Origin of the sequence: Microbulbifer mangrovi, assembly GCF_002009015.1 — a bacterium.
Lineage (GTDB): Bacteria > Pseudomonadota > Gammaproteobacteria > Pseudomonadales > Cellvibrionaceae > Microbulbifer > Microbulbifer mangrovi.
In genome coordinates this window covers 18,610-34,153 of sequence record NZ_LZDE01000313.1, presented here as the reverse complement: position 1 = coordinate 34,153, position 15,544 = coordinate 18,610, and the positions used below count along the sequence as shown (strand labels likewise).

The 15,544-nt window shown below is 58.9% G+C and carries 12 protein-coding genes; 5 read left to right on the top strand and 7 right to left on the bottom strand.

Features of this window, described 5'->3' with window-relative positions; genetic code table 11:
• The first annotated feature begins 99 nt into the window (after window positions 1–99).
• From B4U49_RS10665 to B4U49_RS10645, 5 genes are all read left to right on the top strand, one after another.
• On the top strand, window positions 100–801 hold the full coding sequence (locus B4U49_RS10665) for an ABC transporter ATP-binding protein (RefSeq protein ID WP_078084580.1): 702 nt from the start codon (window positions 100–102) through the stop codon (window positions 799–801).
• Window positions 802–825: 24 nt separating this feature from the next.
• Window positions 826–2,154, top strand: coding sequence for an ABC transporter permease (locus B4U49_RS10660; protein WP_078084579.1), 1,329 nt, complete (start codon window positions 826–828; stop codon window positions 2,152–2,154).
• Between the two features lie 18 nt (window positions 2,155–2,172).
• Entirely contained in the window at window positions 2,173–3,381 is a 1,209-nt protein-coding gene (locus B4U49_RS10655; RefSeq protein ID WP_078084578.1) for an FtsX-like permease family protein, read from the top strand.
• A gap of 81 nt (window positions 3,382–3,462) precedes the next feature.
• Window positions 3,463–4,815 carry a sigma-54-dependent transcriptional regulator gene (locus B4U49_RS10650; RefSeq protein WP_078084577.1) on the top strand — a complete coding sequence of 451 codons (1,353 nt, stop codon included), beginning with the start codon at window positions 3,463–3,465 and terminating at the stop codon, window positions 4,813–4,815.
• Window positions 4,815–6,131, top strand: a complete 1,317-nt coding sequence (locus tag B4U49_RS10645) for a sensor histidine kinase (protein WP_078084576.1) — start codon at window positions 4,815–4,817, stop codon at window positions 6,129–6,131. The genes B4U49_RS10650 and B4U49_RS10645 overlap by 1 nt, the downstream gene beginning before the upstream one ends.
• 56 nt (window positions 6,132–6,187) lie before the next feature.
• Here B4U49_RS10645 and B4U49_RS10640 read toward each other — a convergent pair whose 3' ends face one another.
• The 7 genes from B4U49_RS10640 to B4U49_RS10610 all read right to left on the bottom strand — a co-directional run bounded on the left by B4U49_RS10640 (window position 6,188) and on the right by B4U49_RS10610 (window position 15,467).
• Window positions 6,188–6,583, bottom strand: a complete 396-nt coding sequence (locus tag B4U49_RS10640; RefSeq protein WP_078084575.1) for a hypothetical protein — start codon at window positions 6,581–6,583, stop codon at window positions 6,188–6,190.
• 60 nt (window positions 6,584–6,643) lie between these two features.
• Window positions 6,644–6,904, bottom strand: coding sequence for a hypothetical protein (locus B4U49_RS10635; protein ID WP_078084574.1), 261 nt, complete (start codon window positions 6,902–6,904; stop codon window positions 6,644–6,646).
• 56 nt (window positions 6,905–6,960) lie between these two features.
• Window positions 6,961–7,350: a hypothetical protein gene (locus tag B4U49_RS10630; RefSeq protein WP_143735620.1), complete on the bottom strand. Its 390-nt coding sequence runs from the start codon at window positions 7,348–7,350 to the stop codon at window positions 6,961–6,963.
• A gap of 189 nt (window positions 7,351–7,539) precedes the next feature.
• Window positions 7,540–9,183 (bottom strand): dihydrolipoyllysine-residue acetyltransferase, encoded by a 1,644-nt coding sequence (gene aceF / locus B4U49_RS10625; RefSeq protein WP_078084572.1) that lies wholly within the window; start codon window positions 9,181–9,183, stop codon window positions 7,540–7,542.
• A 27-nt stretch (window positions 9,184–9,210) separates the two neighbouring features.
• The gene (gene aceE / locus B4U49_RS10620; protein WP_078084571.1) at window positions 9,211–11,880 is read right to left on the bottom strand and encodes a pyruvate dehydrogenase (acetyl-transferring), homodimeric type; all 2,670 of its coding nucleotides are present in this window, start codon (window positions 11,878–11,880) and stop codon (window positions 9,211–9,213) included.
• Window positions 11,881–12,480: 600 nt separating this feature from the next.
• Window positions 12,481–13,044: a class GN sortase gene (locus B4U49_RS10615; protein WP_078084570.1), complete on the bottom strand. Its 564-nt coding sequence runs from the start codon at window positions 13,042–13,044 to the stop codon at window positions 12,481–12,483.
• A gap of 35 nt (window positions 13,045–13,079) precedes the next feature.
• The gene (locus B4U49_RS10610) at window positions 13,080–15,467 is read right to left on the bottom strand and encodes a marine proteobacterial sortase target protein (protein WP_078084569.1); all 2,388 of its coding nucleotides are present in this window, start codon (window positions 15,465–15,467) and stop codon (window positions 13,080–13,082) included.
• Window positions 15,468–15,544 lie beyond the last annotated feature (77 nt).

Below are 15,544 nucleotides of genomic sequence, written 5' to 3'. Positions count from 1 at the left end.
GCCTAGCTCGTGTCTCGCAAACATCCATCGGTAGCAGAGCCGCCACAAGACAAAACAGAACCCCCGAATCAAAAAACTACGAAGACAAGGAAATCCATCATGCTGAAAATGCAGAACATCCGTAAAAGCTATCGTACAGACACTATCGAAACCCACGCGCTGCGGGATTTCAGCCTTGAAGTGAACGAAGGAGAGTTCGTATCCGTCACCGGCCCCAGCGGCTCCGGTAAAACCACCTTCCTGAATATTGCAGGACTGCTGGAAACCCCAACCGGTGGAGAATACCTCCTCGACGGACAGGAAGTCGGCGGCCTCTCCGACCGCGATCGCTCGCGCCTGCGCAACGAAAAGATCGGCTTTATTTTCCAGGGCTTCAACCTGATCCCCGACCTCAACCTGTTCGACAACATCGACGTCCCCCTGCGCTACCGTGGCTTCAACGCCAAGGAACGCCGCCGTCGCATCGAAAAATCCCTCGAACAGGTCGGCCTCTCCGCCCGAGCCAAACACCTGCCCGCACAACTGTCCGGTGGCCAACAACAGCGTGTCGCCATCGCCCGCGCCCTGGCAGGCGAACCCCGCTTCCTGCTCGCGGACGAACCCACAGGCAACCTCGACTCCCTCATGGCCCGTCAGGTCATGGAGCTGCTGGAATTCATCAACGAATGGGGCACCACCATCATCATGGTCACCCACGACCCGGATCTTGCCCGCCGTGCGCAGCGCAATATCCAGATTGTCGATGGACAGGTATCCGACCTGCGCCAGAGCATCGCACAAGAAGAAATCGCCACCGCATAAGCTGGAAAAGAAAAGGACACCGCAATGATCGGTTACTACATCAGCCTCGCCATGCGCAGCCTGCGGGGCACCCCCATATTGAGCGCGCTCATGATTGCCGCTATCGCCGTGGGCGTCGGCGCATCCATGACCGTACTCACGCTCAACTACATGATGTCCCAGAACGCACTGGCCCATAAGGACGACGTGCTCTATGCAGTACAGCTGGATAGCTGGGACCCGAACGACGCATACAACCGCGGCGGCAGAGGCAATGAAATGCCGTGGCAGCTCACCTACCGGGATGCAGAAGCCCTGCTGCGCTCAGACATCCCCACACGACAGGTGGCCATGCACCGCTTCGGTTTCACCGTCACTATGGAAGATTCGGAAGTGCGACCATTTGTCGCCGAGACCCGGGTCACCACCCGCGACTTCTTCCCGATGTTCGACGTGCCCATGTTGTACGGCAATATCTGGAACAAGGATGCAGATACTGCTCCGGTACAAACCGTTGTCCTGAGCAAGGCCATTAACGAAAAGCTTTTCGGTGGTGAAAACAGTGTCGGCAAGACCGTTGAACTGAACGGAGAGCCCTTCACGGTTGCCGGTGTCATCGATTACTGGAACCCATCGCCCAAAGTGTACGACCTGAACAATAGCCCGTTCAGCGACTCGGAAGAAATCTATATTCCGTTCGGATTACACCGCAAGTTCGAAATCTACAGCTGGGGTAATACCAACGGCTGGAACAGCCCGGACTCCGGTATCCAGGGTTACGAAGGACACCTGCTCAGCGAAAGCGTGTGGATCCAGTTCTGGGTAGAACTCGACAACGACACACAAAAACAGGAATACGAAAACTTACTCTCCGGCTACATTCGCCAGCAGAAAGAGCAGGGCCGATTCCAGCGCCCGCTCAAGTTCGCCCTCACCCACCCGTCAGAGTGGCTGGTTTTGAATGAAGTTCTGCGCGACGACAATCGCGTGCTGGGATGGGCTTCCCTCGCCTTCCTGCTGGTGTGCGTGGTAAACGCCGTGGCACTGCTACTGGCCAAATTCCTGCGCAAAGCGCCCGAAGCCGGGGTTCGCCGTGCACTGGGCGCCAGCCGCAATGCCATTTTTATTCAGCACCTGATCGAAAGTAGCTGTATCGGCGTGCTGGGCGGATTGATCGGCATCGGCTTCGCGCTGTTGGGCCTGTCTGGTATCCGCATGCTATCGATGGGCCAGATCGACCAGATCGCCTCCATGGACTGGCTAATGATGCTCGCTGCCGTAGGCCTCGCCATTCTCGCCAGCCTGCTCGCAGGTCTGTACCCGGCGTGGCGTATCAGCCGCACAAACCCATCGATCTACTTGAAGACCCAGTGAGCCGGAGAGGAAACAACCATGTTTGAACTGAAGCCCATGTTGTCTGCCCTCTGGCGCAACAAAGTCTCGGCACTGCTGATTGCACTACAGCTGGCCCTCACCCTGGCCATCGTCAGCAATGCCACCGCTATCGTACAAGACCGCCTCACCAGTATGGCGCGCCCGACCGGCATGGATGTGGATAACATCATTGCCATCACCTTTATGCCCGTGCCCAAGGATTACGACATGGCGGGCGCCGTGCGCGCCGATCTGGACATGATGCGCTCGATGCCCGGTGTGGTGGATGCCTCGGTAACCAACCAGATCCCGGTATCCGGCTCGGGTTCCGCCAGTAGTTTCTACCTGGAACCCAACGCCCAGATCGGCGACATAGACGGCAACTACTACCAGACCGATCCGCACTTCATCAACACACTCGGTTTGAACCTGATCGCCGGACGCAACTTCCGCGACGACGAAATGCACGTGATCGGCTCAAACGAAAGCTTCATCGGCAGTGTCATTATTGTTACCCAGCAGTTCGCCGATGCAGCCTTCCCCGAGGGTGACGCCCTAGGTAAATTCCTGTATCACGGCAGTAAAGACAATCCCATGGAGATCATCGGCATTGTGGAACGCCACTTGGGCGCATGGCCCAGCTGGTCTCTGGCCGGCAATGTGGTATTCCATCCATTGCTGGTAGAAGGCAATCACAAACGCTACCTGGTTCGCACGGAACCCGGCCAGCGCGATGCCATTTTCAAACAACTGGAAGACAAGCTCGCAGAGCGCGACCCGCAGCGTGTCATCCACCTGGAGACCCTTGCCGAAAACCTCACCTCCACACAGGTGAGTGACAACATCATGGTCAAGGTACTATCTGCGGTGATGACCCTGCTGACATTTATCGTTGCCCTGGGTATCGTCGGCCTCACCATTTTCTGGATCAACCAGCGTGCGAAACAGATTGGTGTACGCCGTGCGCTCGGCGCCACCCGGGCCAATATCAGTCGCTACTTCCTGGTGGAAAACTCCATCATCGCGGGCACCGGGCTGGTACTGGGTACCGCTGGTGCACTGATTATCAACCAGCTGATGGTGAGCGAGTTTTCCCAACCGGCCCTGCCACTGTCCATGCTTGCCGTGTGTGCGATACTACTGCTCACCGTCAGTCTTGCAGCGGCGCTGATGCCCGCCATGCGCGCTGCGAATATTTCGCCGGCGATGGCGACAAGAAGCGTGTAGAAACAGCAACGAAGTTGGTTACTCGATGGGAAGGTCCTGCTGCCGGTAGCAGGACCGCCACGAATCTAGATTACAAGGGACATGAAATTGGACAAAGTCCTGATTATCGACGACAACACCAGCATCATATCTGCCCTGTCCCTGTTGTTGTCCCTGCACGATATACAAACCCTGAGCGCGATTACCCCCCAGGCAGGATTACAGCTGCTGCGGGAAAATCCCGATATCGGCCTGGTCATCCAGGACATGAACTTCACCGCCGACACCACCTCCGGTGAAGAGGGCCGCGCCCTGTTTTTTGCCCTGCGCGAGCTGCAACCGGATATCCCTGTCATCCTGCTCACCGCCTGGACCCAGCTGGAAATGGCCGTGGAACTCGTCAAAGCGGGAGCCGCTGATTACGTCGGCAAACCCTGGGATGACAACAAGCTCATCGCCACCATCCAAAACTTGCTGGAACTGCATGACCTGCAGCAACAACAGCGACTGGCAAAAAGCCGCGAACAGCAGGCCCGCGACCAACTGCAGCAACAGTACGACCTGCAAGGGATCGTCTACCGCAGCAATAGCGTGCAAAAGCTGCTGGAAATGGCCACCCAGGTCGCCCACGCCGATGTACCCGTTTTGATCACCGGCCCCAACGGCGCCGGCAAGGAAAAGATCGCGGATATTGTTCAGGCCAACTCCAACGTCAAAGACGGCCCTTACATTAAGGTCAATGTCGGCGCCCTGCCGGAAGACCTGATGGAAGCGGAACTGTTCGGCGCCGAGGCCGGCGCCTATACCGGTGCTGGGAACAAAGTCCGGCAGGGCCGTTTCGAAGCCGCCGATGGCGGCACTTTATTTCTGGACGAAATCGGCGAGCTCTCCGCCAGCGGCCAGGTCAAGCTGCTGCGTGTACTGCAGACCGGCGAATTTCAACGCCTCGGCAGCAGCCACACGCGCAAAGTACGGGTGCGCGTGATCAGCGCCACCAATAGCAACCTGCAGCAGATGATTGAAGAGGGGCGTTTTCGCCAGGACCTGTTCTATCGCCTCAACGTCATCGAACTCAAGTTGCCGCCCCTGTGCGACAGGCCCGAAGATATACTGCCCCTGGCCCGCGCTTTCCTCGCCAGTAGCAGTAAACAACTGAGCGCCCCCGCCCAGCAGCAATTACTGCGCTACTCCTGGCCGGGCAACGTGCGAGAACTGCAGAATGTCATGCAGCGGGTCGCAGTGCTCACCCGCGATGACACGATTGAAGAGTCAACCCTGGCGCTGCCGCAGGAAGAGCAACACAAAGTGCCCGATCACAGTTTCGAGCCGAGCCGTGAACTGCTGGAGCAGACTCTGGCCCAGTGCAATGGCATCATCGCTCAGGCCGCCCGCGAACTCGGCCTCAGCCGCCAGGCCCTGTACCGGCGCCTGGATAAATACGGTATTCCCTACTGATGCCCCCCCCATCCATAGAAGGCAGAATCTTCGCTGTCGTAATGGCCGCGGTGGTTGTTGGCACCGCACTTCCATTCCTGCTGCAGAAGCTCGGCGCCGACCCACTGCTGGCATGGAGCGGTGGCCTGCTGCTGGCTGTGGTCTGCGCGCTTATCCTGATTCGCCCACTAACACGCAAGCTGAACCGGGCGCTTACTAGCCTGGAAGGCGGACTGCTGAATTTTCGCGATGGAGACTTTTCCATCTCCCTGGCACTCGACCGCAACGACCAGCTCGGCGAGCTGGCGTCGCTGTATAACGAGGTGGGAGAAATCCTGCGGCGGGAACGGGCGCATATCCACCAGCGGGAACTGCTGCTCGATACCGTTATCCAGAGCTCTCCGCTGGCGCTGCTACTGATCGATCACAGCGATCACATCATCTATGCCAACACCAGCGCGCGCCACCTGATAAACGGTGGCAAACCCCTGCAGGGGCATCTGCTGCAACAGATATTGTCCCATTGCCCGCAGGAGCTGGCACTGGCCATTGAGAAAAAACAGGACGGTCTCACCAGCTATCTCGACGGCGAAGACAACCACACCCTGCATATCAGCAACAGTACCTTCGTTCTTAACTCGCACAAGCACCGATTGATCCTGCTGCGGGAAATGACCCGGGAACTCACCCGGGCAGAAGTGCAGGTGTGGAAAAAGGTTATCCGCCTGATCAGCCATGAACTGAACAACTCCCTGGCACCCATTTCTTCCATGGCGCACAGCGGTAAATTGTTATCGGAAAAATTAGCTTCCACACAATTAGCGGGCGTATTCGATGTCATCGCAGATCGCTGCCGTCACCTCACCGAATTCACCCAGGGCTATGCACGGTTTGCAAAATTACCGCCACCTGCCGCCGAAGAGGTGCCCTGGAGAAAGCTGGTGAACAGGATACAACCGCTGCACCCCTTCACCTTGCAGGGAGAACTCCCAACACGCCCCGGCTATTTCGATCCCGCGCAAATTGAACAGGCCCTGCTGAACCTACTCAAAAACGCCGGCGAATCGGGCAGCCCCGAACAAGATATCAGCCTGCGTATTGAGAGCGATGCACACGGCCAGTTGCTTACAATTTCGGACAGGGGTTGCGGCATGAGCGACAAGGTATTGCAACAGGCACTACTGCCCTTTTACTCCACCAAGCCCCAGGGGGTTGGACTGGGCCTGGCGCTATGCCGGGAAATTGCCGACGCCCACGGCGGGCAGATTCGACTGCACAATCGAACCGGTGGTGGGCTTCAGGTCAGCCTGTGGCTACCCTGGCCCGCAACCGTCTAGGGGAAAGCAGCACCACACTAAGAGCGATTGTCGCATCAGGACAGACGGTACCCGGCTCAGACGTCAACGGCGTGACAGCGCAGCCCTTCACTATAAAGCCAGCACTTGCCACCCTCCGGGCAAGGGGCATCCATTGCCATTGGAGCGGCCCCGGCAGGACACTGCGGTGCGCGGCCAGCGGTACACCAGGCACCGGTATCCAGCTGATAGCAGACGGCATCGTCCACCAGGCAAGTGCTGGCGGTAGGCACCTGGGTATCACCGGCAAAACAGTTACGCGGGTAGGCAGGCATCAGGTTTGCCGGCATTGGACGCTGGTAATAGGTCGCTGGTGTACCAGTAAGATCACACCAGAAGCCGTCCAGGGCTGCGGCGTTCTCGAGTTCGCCGCCACTGTTCGCACAGCCAACGGACGTTGCGGTCAACAACAAGCAAAACAGGCGCAGTTTCATATCACGTCCTCTGTGACAGAATTTTCGGGTTTCCCTACCCGCAGCCCCGACTTTTAGAAATTACTTTTCGTAGACGATGCAACGGCGCCCGCCGGAAATTTCATAACACTGGGCAGTAGCCGGACAGATGGAACCTGGCGCCAGCTCTTCCGCATCGCCGGGACAGCCGTCATAGTTGGTTTTCTGCTCGGCATGTGCCGGTGCACGGGGGATAGGTGCACTGTTAGGGTAGACCACTTGATCGCGCACACTGCTGGTACCACAGGCGGACAACAGCGTAGCCGCCGCCATCAGGGAAAAAATCGTCACTCGTTTGCGCATGAAGCCTCCTTAACAATCACTTCAATTGCCGGTTCAACCGGCGGTAGGGATGCGCATCAGTAGACGCGCATCACCGGGAAAAACCAGCAGGCCGAACCCACTCGATTCCCGTCTCCGTCCATCGAGCACTGGCGGCTGGCCGCCGGTGGCACCGACGCATTGGGCAGATAATTTCCCACTTCGACAAAGTCTGCACTCTGGGTTTTGTCATCGGGGTTGAAGAAAAATGGATCGTAACTGTTTTCGTTCTCGTAGGGTACGAAGATACAACCCTGTATACACAGCGTGGCTCCTATTGCCACTGCGGCGATCCCTGTGCGGTTCATGGCTCGACTACCTCGCAAATTGCTAACTGCCCGACCACCACCGGAAAATTCCATCTTCCGGTATTTACTCACTGATATTTTCAGTTTAGCGCGCAGGAAGTGTTCGACGACGTTGATCACGTTTTAACCAGAATTAAATGCGCAGTAATCAACGCTGCCGTAATTTTCACGCCAAAGCCCGGCTGGCGACGCATTCTCCCCCATAAAACCGTGAAGCCTGTAGCGAATCGGGCGCAAGAATCTAGCGCAAAAAAAAGCGCCAGCGGGAAACCCCGCTGGCGCTTTTAGATGACGCCGATAATCCGCAGATTACAGCAGCAGTCGGCGCACGTCGGCCAGCACATCTGCCAGGTAGGTCAGGAAGCGACCCGCATCACCGCCGTTAACGGCGCGGTGATCGTAAGACAGTGCCAGCGGCAACATCTTGCGCGGTACAAATTCCTTACCGTTCCATTCCGGACGTATTGCCAGCTTGGAAACACCCAGGATACCCACTTCCGGGGCGTTTACGATCGGCGTAAAGCCGGTGCCACCGATGGCACCGAGGCTGGAGATCGTGAAGCAGGCACCCTGCATATCACGGGGCTTCAGCTTACCGTCGCGGGCAGCGATCGCCATGGCGGTCGCTTCCTCTGCCAGCTCGTACAGGCCTTTCTTGTCCACATCGCGAATGACCGGGACCATCAGGCCTTTGGGGGTATCTACCGCCATGCCGATGTGCACGTAGTCCTTCTTGACGATGTGCTCGCCATCGTTGTGCAGGGAAACGTTGAAGCTCGGCACTTCGCGCAAGGCCGCAGCAGCGGCTTTCAGCAGGAAGGGTACCGGAGTGAGTTTCACGCCACGCTTCTCGGCTTCCGCCTTCATCGCCTTGCGGAAATCTTCCAGCTCAGTGATGTCCGCGTCGTCGAACTGGGTAACGTGGGGCACGTTCAACCAGTTGCGCGACATATTGGCCGCGGTGAGCTTGTGGATCTTGCTCATCGGCTCGGTAGTCACCGGGCCGAACTGGCTGAAATCGATTTCCGGCATCGGCGCAATGCCAATGTTGCCACCAACGCCACTTACGGCGCCGCTCTCGGCCTTCTTCACCTGCTCCTTGATGTAGGCGTGCAGGTCGTCTTTGGTCACACGACCGCGCGGACCAGTGGGCTTGACCTTGTTCAGGGTCACGCCCAGCTCACGGGCCAGCTTGCGCACGGCCGGGCCGGCGTAAACTTCGGCAGACGGGGTGTGATCGCGCTCCACGTGCGGATCTTTCTGTGGAGCAGCCGGGGGCTCTTGTGAGGCAGAAGCGGCCGGTGCCGGCGCTGCCGCCGGAGCAGGCGCAGGTGCTGCAGCAGCCGGTGCCGGTGCAGCGCCGCCGCCGGACAGGGTTTTGATCACGCCGATCACGTCGCCGGTGGATACCTTGTCGCCTTCCTTAACGGAGATGGAAACAATGGTGCCGGATGCGGAAGACGGCACGTCCATGGAGGCCTTGTCGCCTTCCACCACGATCAGTGCATCGCCCTCTTCCACACTGTCGCCAGCGGAAACGGAGATTTCAATCACATCCACCGCATCGGCACCGCCGAGGTCCGGGACCTTGATTTCCTCTTCCTTCTCTTCACCTGCAGCAGCAGGCGCCGGTGCAGGCGCCTCTTCTGCGGCGGGCGCCGGTGCGGATTCTTCCGCCGGGGCCGGTGCCGCTTCTTCTGCAGCCTCACCGCCAGCTTCGGTTTCCATTTCACCGATGACGTCACCTTCGGAGACCTTGTCACCTTCCTTCACGGAGATGCTCAGGATCTTGCCGGCAACCGGTGCGGGAACGTCCATGGAGGCTTTGTCGCCTTCCACAACGATCAGCGCATCCTCTTCCGCCACCGTGTCACCCACGGCAACGGCGATTTCAATTACATCTACCTGATCGGCGCCGCCGAGATCAGGCACTTTAATGACTTGTTTTGCCATGTCTTGCCTTCCTTTAATCAGCGGGTCTTAAACCAGACGCGGATTGACTTTTTCCGGGTCGATGTTGAGCTTCTTGATGGCGTCCGCCACTTCACTCGCTTCGATCACACCCTGATCCGCCAGGCCTTTCAGCGCAGCGATCACCACGTAGTTGCGGTTCACCTCGAAGAAGCGACGCAGCTGCTCGCGGCTATCGGAGCGGCCAAAGCCGTCGGTACCGAGGGCAATCACATCGCCGTCAATGAACTCGCGCAGCGGCTCGACGTAGGCGCGGATGTAATCGGTGGAGATCACGACCGGGGTCTCGTTACCTGCAAACTGCTCGCCAATCCAGGATTTACGCGCTTCTTCGGTCGGGTGCAGCATGTTCCAGCGCGCCACGTCCTGGGCTTCGCGGGAAGCTTCGGTGGCGGAGGTCAGGTTCCACACGTCGGAGGTCACACCAAACTGGTCAGCCAGGATATCCGCTGCCGCGAGTACTTCGCGCAGGATGGAACCGGCACCCACCAGCTGTACGTGCTTCTTGGCAGCCTTGCCTTTGCCCGGCTTGCGGCAGTTGTTATCCAGCTTGTAGATACCGCGGATGATGCCTTCCTCGACACCTTGCGGCATTTCCGGCTGCAGGTAGTTTTCGTTTTCGATGGTGACGTAGTAGAAGATATTCTGCTGCTCTTCGTACATCTCCTTCAGACCGTGGCGCATGATTACCGCCAGGTCATAGCCGTAGGCCGGATCGTAGCTCTTACAGTTCGGGATGGTCGCGGACAGCACGTGGCTGTGACCGTCCTGGTGCTGCAGGCCTTCGCCGTTCAGCGTGGTACGGCCAGCGGTGGCACCTACGAGGAAGCCACGCGCCTGCATGTCGCCCGCCGCCCAGGCGAGGTCGCCAATACGCTGGAAGCCGAACATGGAGTAATAGATGTAGAAAGGCACCATCGGCACGCCGTGGTTGCTGTAGGCAGTCGCCAGAGCCATCCACGCGGACATGGCGCCAGCTTCGTTGATACCCTCTTCCAGTACCTGGCCTTTCTTGTCTTCCTTGTAATACATGATCTGGCCGTGGTCGACCGGGGTGTATTTCTGCCCCTGGGAAGAGTAGATACCCAGCTGGCGGAACAGCCCTTCCATACCGAAGGTACGGGCTTCGTCCGGCACGATGGGCGCAACGTTTTTACCCATCTTCTTGTCTTTCACCAGCACGGACAATGCGCGCACGAACGCCATGGTGGTGGAGATTTCGCGGTCGCCGGAGCCTTTGGTCAGTGCGCTGAACGCATCCAGCTCGGGGATTTCCAGCTTGGCCACTTCGGTGCTGCGGGACGGTACCGGCCCACCCAGCGCCTTGCGGCGCTCGGCCATGTACTTCATTTCCGGGCTATCCGGCGCCGGACGGTAGTAAGGAACGTCTTCGATTTCCTTGTCGGTAATCGGGATCGCGAAGCGGTCGCGGAAACGCTTGAGCGCTTCGGTGTCCATCTTCTTGACGTTGTGGGTATCCATCGCCGCTTCACCGGCCGCACCCAGGCCGTAGCCTTTCACGGTCTGCGCCAGGATCACGGTGGGCTTGCCCTTGCTCGCCATGGCTTCGGCGTAGGCTGCGTAGACCTTGTACGGGTCGTGGCCACCGCGGTTCAGCTTCATGATCTCTTCGTCGGAGAAGTCCTTGACCATCTCCTCGAGCTCCGGGTATTTACCGAAGAAGTGCTCGCGGGTGTAGGCGCCGCCATTGGCCTTGAAGTTCTGCATCTCGCCATCGACGGTCTCGTCCATGACTTTCTGCAGCAGGCCTTTTTCGTCTTTCTCGAACAGCGGGTCCCACAGGCGACCCCACAGGACCTTGATCACGTTCCAGCCAGCACCGCGGAATACGCCTTCCAGCTCCTGCACGACCTTGCCATTACCGCGCACCGGACCGTCCAGACGCTGCAGGTTACAGTTAACCACGAACACCAGGTTTTCCAGGTTCTCGCGGCCAGCCAGGGCGATTGCACCCAGGGATTCCGGCTCGTCACACTCACCATCGCCCAGGAATGCCCACACCTTGCGATCGCCGCGCGGAGACAGGCCGCGCGCAGACAGGTAGCGCATGATGTGCGCCTGGTAGATCGCCTGGATCGGGCCCAGGCCCATGGATACAGTGGGGAACTGCCAGTATTCCGGCATCAGCCACGGGTGCGGATAAGAAGAGAGGCCATTGCCGTTTACTTCGCGGCGGAAGTTGTCCAGCTGCTCTTCGTCGAAGCGGCCTTCCAGGTAGGAGCGGGCATAGATGCCCGGTGCGCTGTGGCCCTGGAAGAAGATCAGGTCGCCGCGCTCTTCCGCTTCATTACCGCGGAAGAAGTAGTTAAATGCTACGTCGTACAGGGTCGCTGCAGACGAGAAGCTGGCGATGTGGCCACCCAGGCTGTCGCTGTTGGAGTTGGCGCGAACCACCATGGCCAGCGCGTTCCAGCGGATCAGGGAGCGGATACGACGCTCCATAAACAGGTCCCCGGGCATACGCTTTTCCGCTTCCGGCGGAATGGTATTGCGGTACGGGGTGGTAATGGCCGCCGGCAACTGAACGCCAGTGTTGGTGGCGCGGTCAGACAGCTGCTTGATCAGGAACGCTGCGCGTTCCTTACCGCTGTGGCGGATGACCGCCTGCAGCGCATCCAGCCATTCCTGCGTTTCCTGAATGTCGGTTTCTTCGTGCATCAAATGCTCCTCGGCGAATATACGACGTCGAGTCGGTTTTTTTATGGTCAGAATTTATAGCTGCGCAACAGTAACTCATACCCGGGAAATGACCCCCGGAATTGACACCCTATTCGCCATTTCACCACCCCTATTGGCGGAAAAGCAGCGTTCACTGCCCAGCGTGTTGGCACTGTGAGTGAATAAAGAGGGACTGTGCGACCTGAATACCGCCGGTTGGGAACCTCTGGATCTAGAACTTCCATTTACCGGCTCGACTTTGAATTCGGCGTTGAATTCTCGACCTGCTAAATGTAGGGCGGGCGCCTTGCGGCGCACAGGATTGCCCTCAAATAACAGGCGGCAAGTGCTCAAGCGGGGGCGATTGTAGTATTACTACAAACGTTTTTCCAGACAGGACGATTAGTAACAATTAAAACCAAATTGTAAAACAAATATTTGCCATTAAGCGCAATTGCCGAAACAAATATCGGCCAAAGTAGGAATTGTTATTACATAATCGAGTCCAAAAATCCGATTCTGGTCACGCTTATCGCCCGTACCGGGACCGGGGAAGCCCCTCTGCAGGACGCCTGTACCAGGCTCGATTGGGACCTGTGCCTACAATTCCACCAGCTCATTCGCCCCGACATAGTCCGCGTACACAAGATAGCGCAGCGGCCCGCCGGCGGTGACGGCATCGAAGGGATAACAGGTCACCAGCAATAATCCGGGCGCATCAGTAACGGGCAGGCGCTCGGTTTCGCTGTTCACTACCCTGGCCCCCCGCACCCTGTAGACATGCCAGCGCCCGCCTTTATCCTGCAGGTGCACGTCGGCCCCGGGCTGCAACGTCCCCAGGCTGCTGAAATGGGTGTCGCGGTGAGCGGCGATCACCGTGGTGCGCGGCTCGATCAGATTGCCCGGCTCGCCGGAACCGGTCATCAGGCCGGGACCAAACGCCAGCGCCTGGCCAGTGGTCCCCTGTAAAACTGCCAGCGGTTTCTCTCCCGCCAGCTTCAATTGCGCCACCGGTACGGTATCCGCCCAGGGCCAGGGTTTGTGCGACTCTCCGCTGGCAAGCTGGCGCTGCCAGGCATCGCTGATCAGGTACTGTGCCAGCTCTGCTTTCACCAGCAACCAGCCACCACCACCCAGCTGCCACAGCCCTGCGGTGACCAGCAATGCCGAAAGCCAGGGGGCGAATCTTGTCGCCCGGATCACAGCGGCATGCCCGGCTGGCGATGCGAGCGCCGGCGGCGCATATCTGGCACCACACTACGCAGCCAGCGACGCACAGTCCGCTCCACACCAGCTATCCATTTACGCACCAGTCGCGGCCTTGCCAGAAAGCCCTTGAGTGTCGCCGGCGCGCGCCCAACTGCCCGCAGCAGCCCGCCCAGTGCCAGCAGAATTGCGGCGAGTATCAACTGTCCGTAAACACCGGTAGCTGTGGATGGATAGGTAAACGACTGCATCACCTGTCCCTTGGCCACAGCGTTCGGTACCGGGCTCGACCTCAGGGGTTCCGACTGCGGCCGCACCGGAGTTTTTTCCACCGCGACAAAGCTGGTGTAAGGGCTGAGCAGCTGATAAGCGAGCGCCAACTCCAGAATATTTTCCCGCAGCGGATCGACTGCTTCCGGGTCATTGACAGGTCCACGCTCGCGCTGCTTGTCGCGCAGCGCGGAAATTTTTTCCCGCGCCCACAAACTACCGATGCCTTTTCCAGAGGCTTCCACGGTCAACTGGGCGAGAGAAAGGCTGCGGGTAAATCGCTTGCCTGCCAGTCGGCCGCTGATCACAAGCTCGCCACTCTGGGGCTTACCCAGCGCATCGCCATCCACCCGCGCCAGCAAACGGACCGGTTCCCCGCGGTACAGGTCCGGCAGACGCTTGGGATAGGACTCCACCTTCACGCCCTGGGGCCACTGCACCTCGAGGTCGGTAACCAGCGGGCTTTCCAGCTTCTGGAACAGCGCCCCCATTTTCGACTGCACCTCTGCCAGGTCGCCAATCTGCACAAAGCTGCCACGGCCATACTGCGCGGCCTTGGTCATGAAAAAACTGTTGGGCGCGGAACCGATGCCGACGGTGAACAGACGGGTTTCTCCAAGTCGTTGGCGGATAATCTCGAACAGCGCGCGCTCGTTACCCACCGAGCCATCGGTAATAAATACCACCTGACGCACCAGCTCGCCCGCCTGCTGGTCCAGTTGTTGCGACAGCGCCTCCTTGAGGGCCGGTGCCATTTCCGTACCACCATTGGCCTGCAGCGACTCCACCCAACCACGGGCGCGAGAAATATTATCTGGCGTCGCCGCCACCGGACGTGGAAAGAAACTGCGGTGATTGCTGTTGAATTCAATGATGTTGAAACGGTCCACAGCGGTGAGGCGCGACAGCGCCAGCAACAGACTCTCCTTTGCCTGACGAATGGAATTACCGCCCATGGAGCCGGACGTGTCCACCACGTACACCACTTCCCGAGGCAATTTGCGCGCGGACAGATTTCCCTGGGGTGGTAGTAGTAACAACTGCATATATTGTGCCGAGGACTCGGACGCCATCGCCGACTGCTCCGCAAACAGAGCCGCGGATGGCATCGCCGAGGTTTGCGGCCGCCAGGAAAGCACAAAATCGCGATCCATCGAGACCGCGCCCTGCTTCAGGCTCACCTGATACTGATGATTGTCTTCACGATGGAAATTCACCTCGTGATACGGGCTGTAAATATCCGCAAGCGGCAAGCCCATCCCCAGGTCGACGGATATTTTCATCTGGTGACTGCCCTCCTGGGACACCAGTTCATCGGCCGGCATCATCACCGGGGTAACCTGGTCTGCATCCGGCACCTGATCCGAAGGCAGGGACCAGCCGTGCGCGTTCAACGGGACGGTCTGTGAGGAGGCAATCGGGCTACCCGGGATATAGCGCGGTGTCAGGGTACTGGGCAGGCGCAGGCTGAACTGCCCGCTGTCAAACCGCAAGGTCTGCAAGTAACGCACCTCCACCGATATTGCTTCGCCCGGCGCTATATTGGCGACACGGCTGGTAAACAGATTCGGGCGCTGCTGCTCCAGCAGTGCCGCGCGCTTACCCGCCTCGCGTGCCGCTTTGTACACTTTGCGCGCCTGTTCGCGCTCACGCACCTCGCCCACAATGCGCCGCTCGCCGATCACGATTTCCATGCCTTTGACGGCCGCATTTTCCGGCAACGGCAAGACATACACGGCTTCCTGCCAGTCGTTGCTGCTATTGCGAAATTGCTGTTCCAGCGTTACTTCGGCAACCAGTCCGCGCACCCGGATATCTACCTCGGTGCCCAGGTGAATAGCGGGTATATAACGCCCAGGCTCACTGCTTTTGAATAGCAGATCGCCACTGCCCGACTCATCCATACCGACGCGCTCAAAAGATTCCACAGTGCTTTCCGCGGCCTGTGCGCGTGCACCGAGCGCGGCAACAAGCACGGCAATTGCCGTCACCAGAAGCAGCAACCAGCTGCCCCCGCGATTTTTTCGATAGCGGCGGCGGTAGTACTCATCGTGCGGGAGAATCACCAGCTCTCGCTGGATACGGGGCGGATGAAAAAAAGGACGATTCACGAAAGCCTCCAGACAATTAATTTCTGGAGGCAATTAAACGGAAGTAAGTTGGCGGGGGACGGGCCGAATTGCGGCCC

Excerpts from the sequence above, each read along its gene's own strand:
- B4U49_RS10665 (WP_078084580.1), top strand. The coding sequence starts at position 100 with ATGCTGAAAATGCAGAACATCCGTAAAAGCTATCGTACAGACACTATC.
- B4U49_RS10660 (WP_078084579.1), top strand. The coding sequence starts at position 826 with ATGATCGGTTACTACATCAGCCTCGCCATGCGCAGCCTGCGGGGCACC.
- B4U49_RS10655 (WP_078084578.1), top strand. The coding sequence starts at position 2,173 with ATGTTTGAACTGAAGCCCATGTTGTCTGCCCTCTGGCGCAACAAAGTC.
- B4U49_RS10650 (WP_078084577.1), top strand. The coding sequence starts at position 3,463 with ATGAAATTGGACAAAGTCCTGATTATCGACGACAACACCAGCATCATA.
- B4U49_RS10645 (WP_078084576.1), top strand. The coding sequence starts at position 4,815 with ATGCCCCCCCCATCCATAGAAGGCAGAATCTTCGCTGTCGTAATGGCC.
- B4U49_RS10640 (WP_078084575.1), bottom strand. The coding sequence starts at position 6,583 with ATGAAACTGCGCCTGTTTTGCTTGTTGTTGACCGCAACGTCCGTTGGC.
- B4U49_RS10635 (WP_078084574.1), bottom strand. The coding sequence starts at position 6,904 with ATGCGCAAACGAGTGACGATTTTTTCCCTGATGGCGGCGGCTACGCTG.
- aceF (WP_078084572.1), bottom strand. The coding sequence starts at position 9,183 with ATGGCAAAACAAGTCATTAAAGTGCCTGATCTCGGCGGCGCCGATCAG.
- aceE (WP_078084571.1), bottom strand. The coding sequence starts at position 11,880 with ATGCACGAAGAAACCGACATTCAGGAAACGCAGGAATGGCTGGATGCG.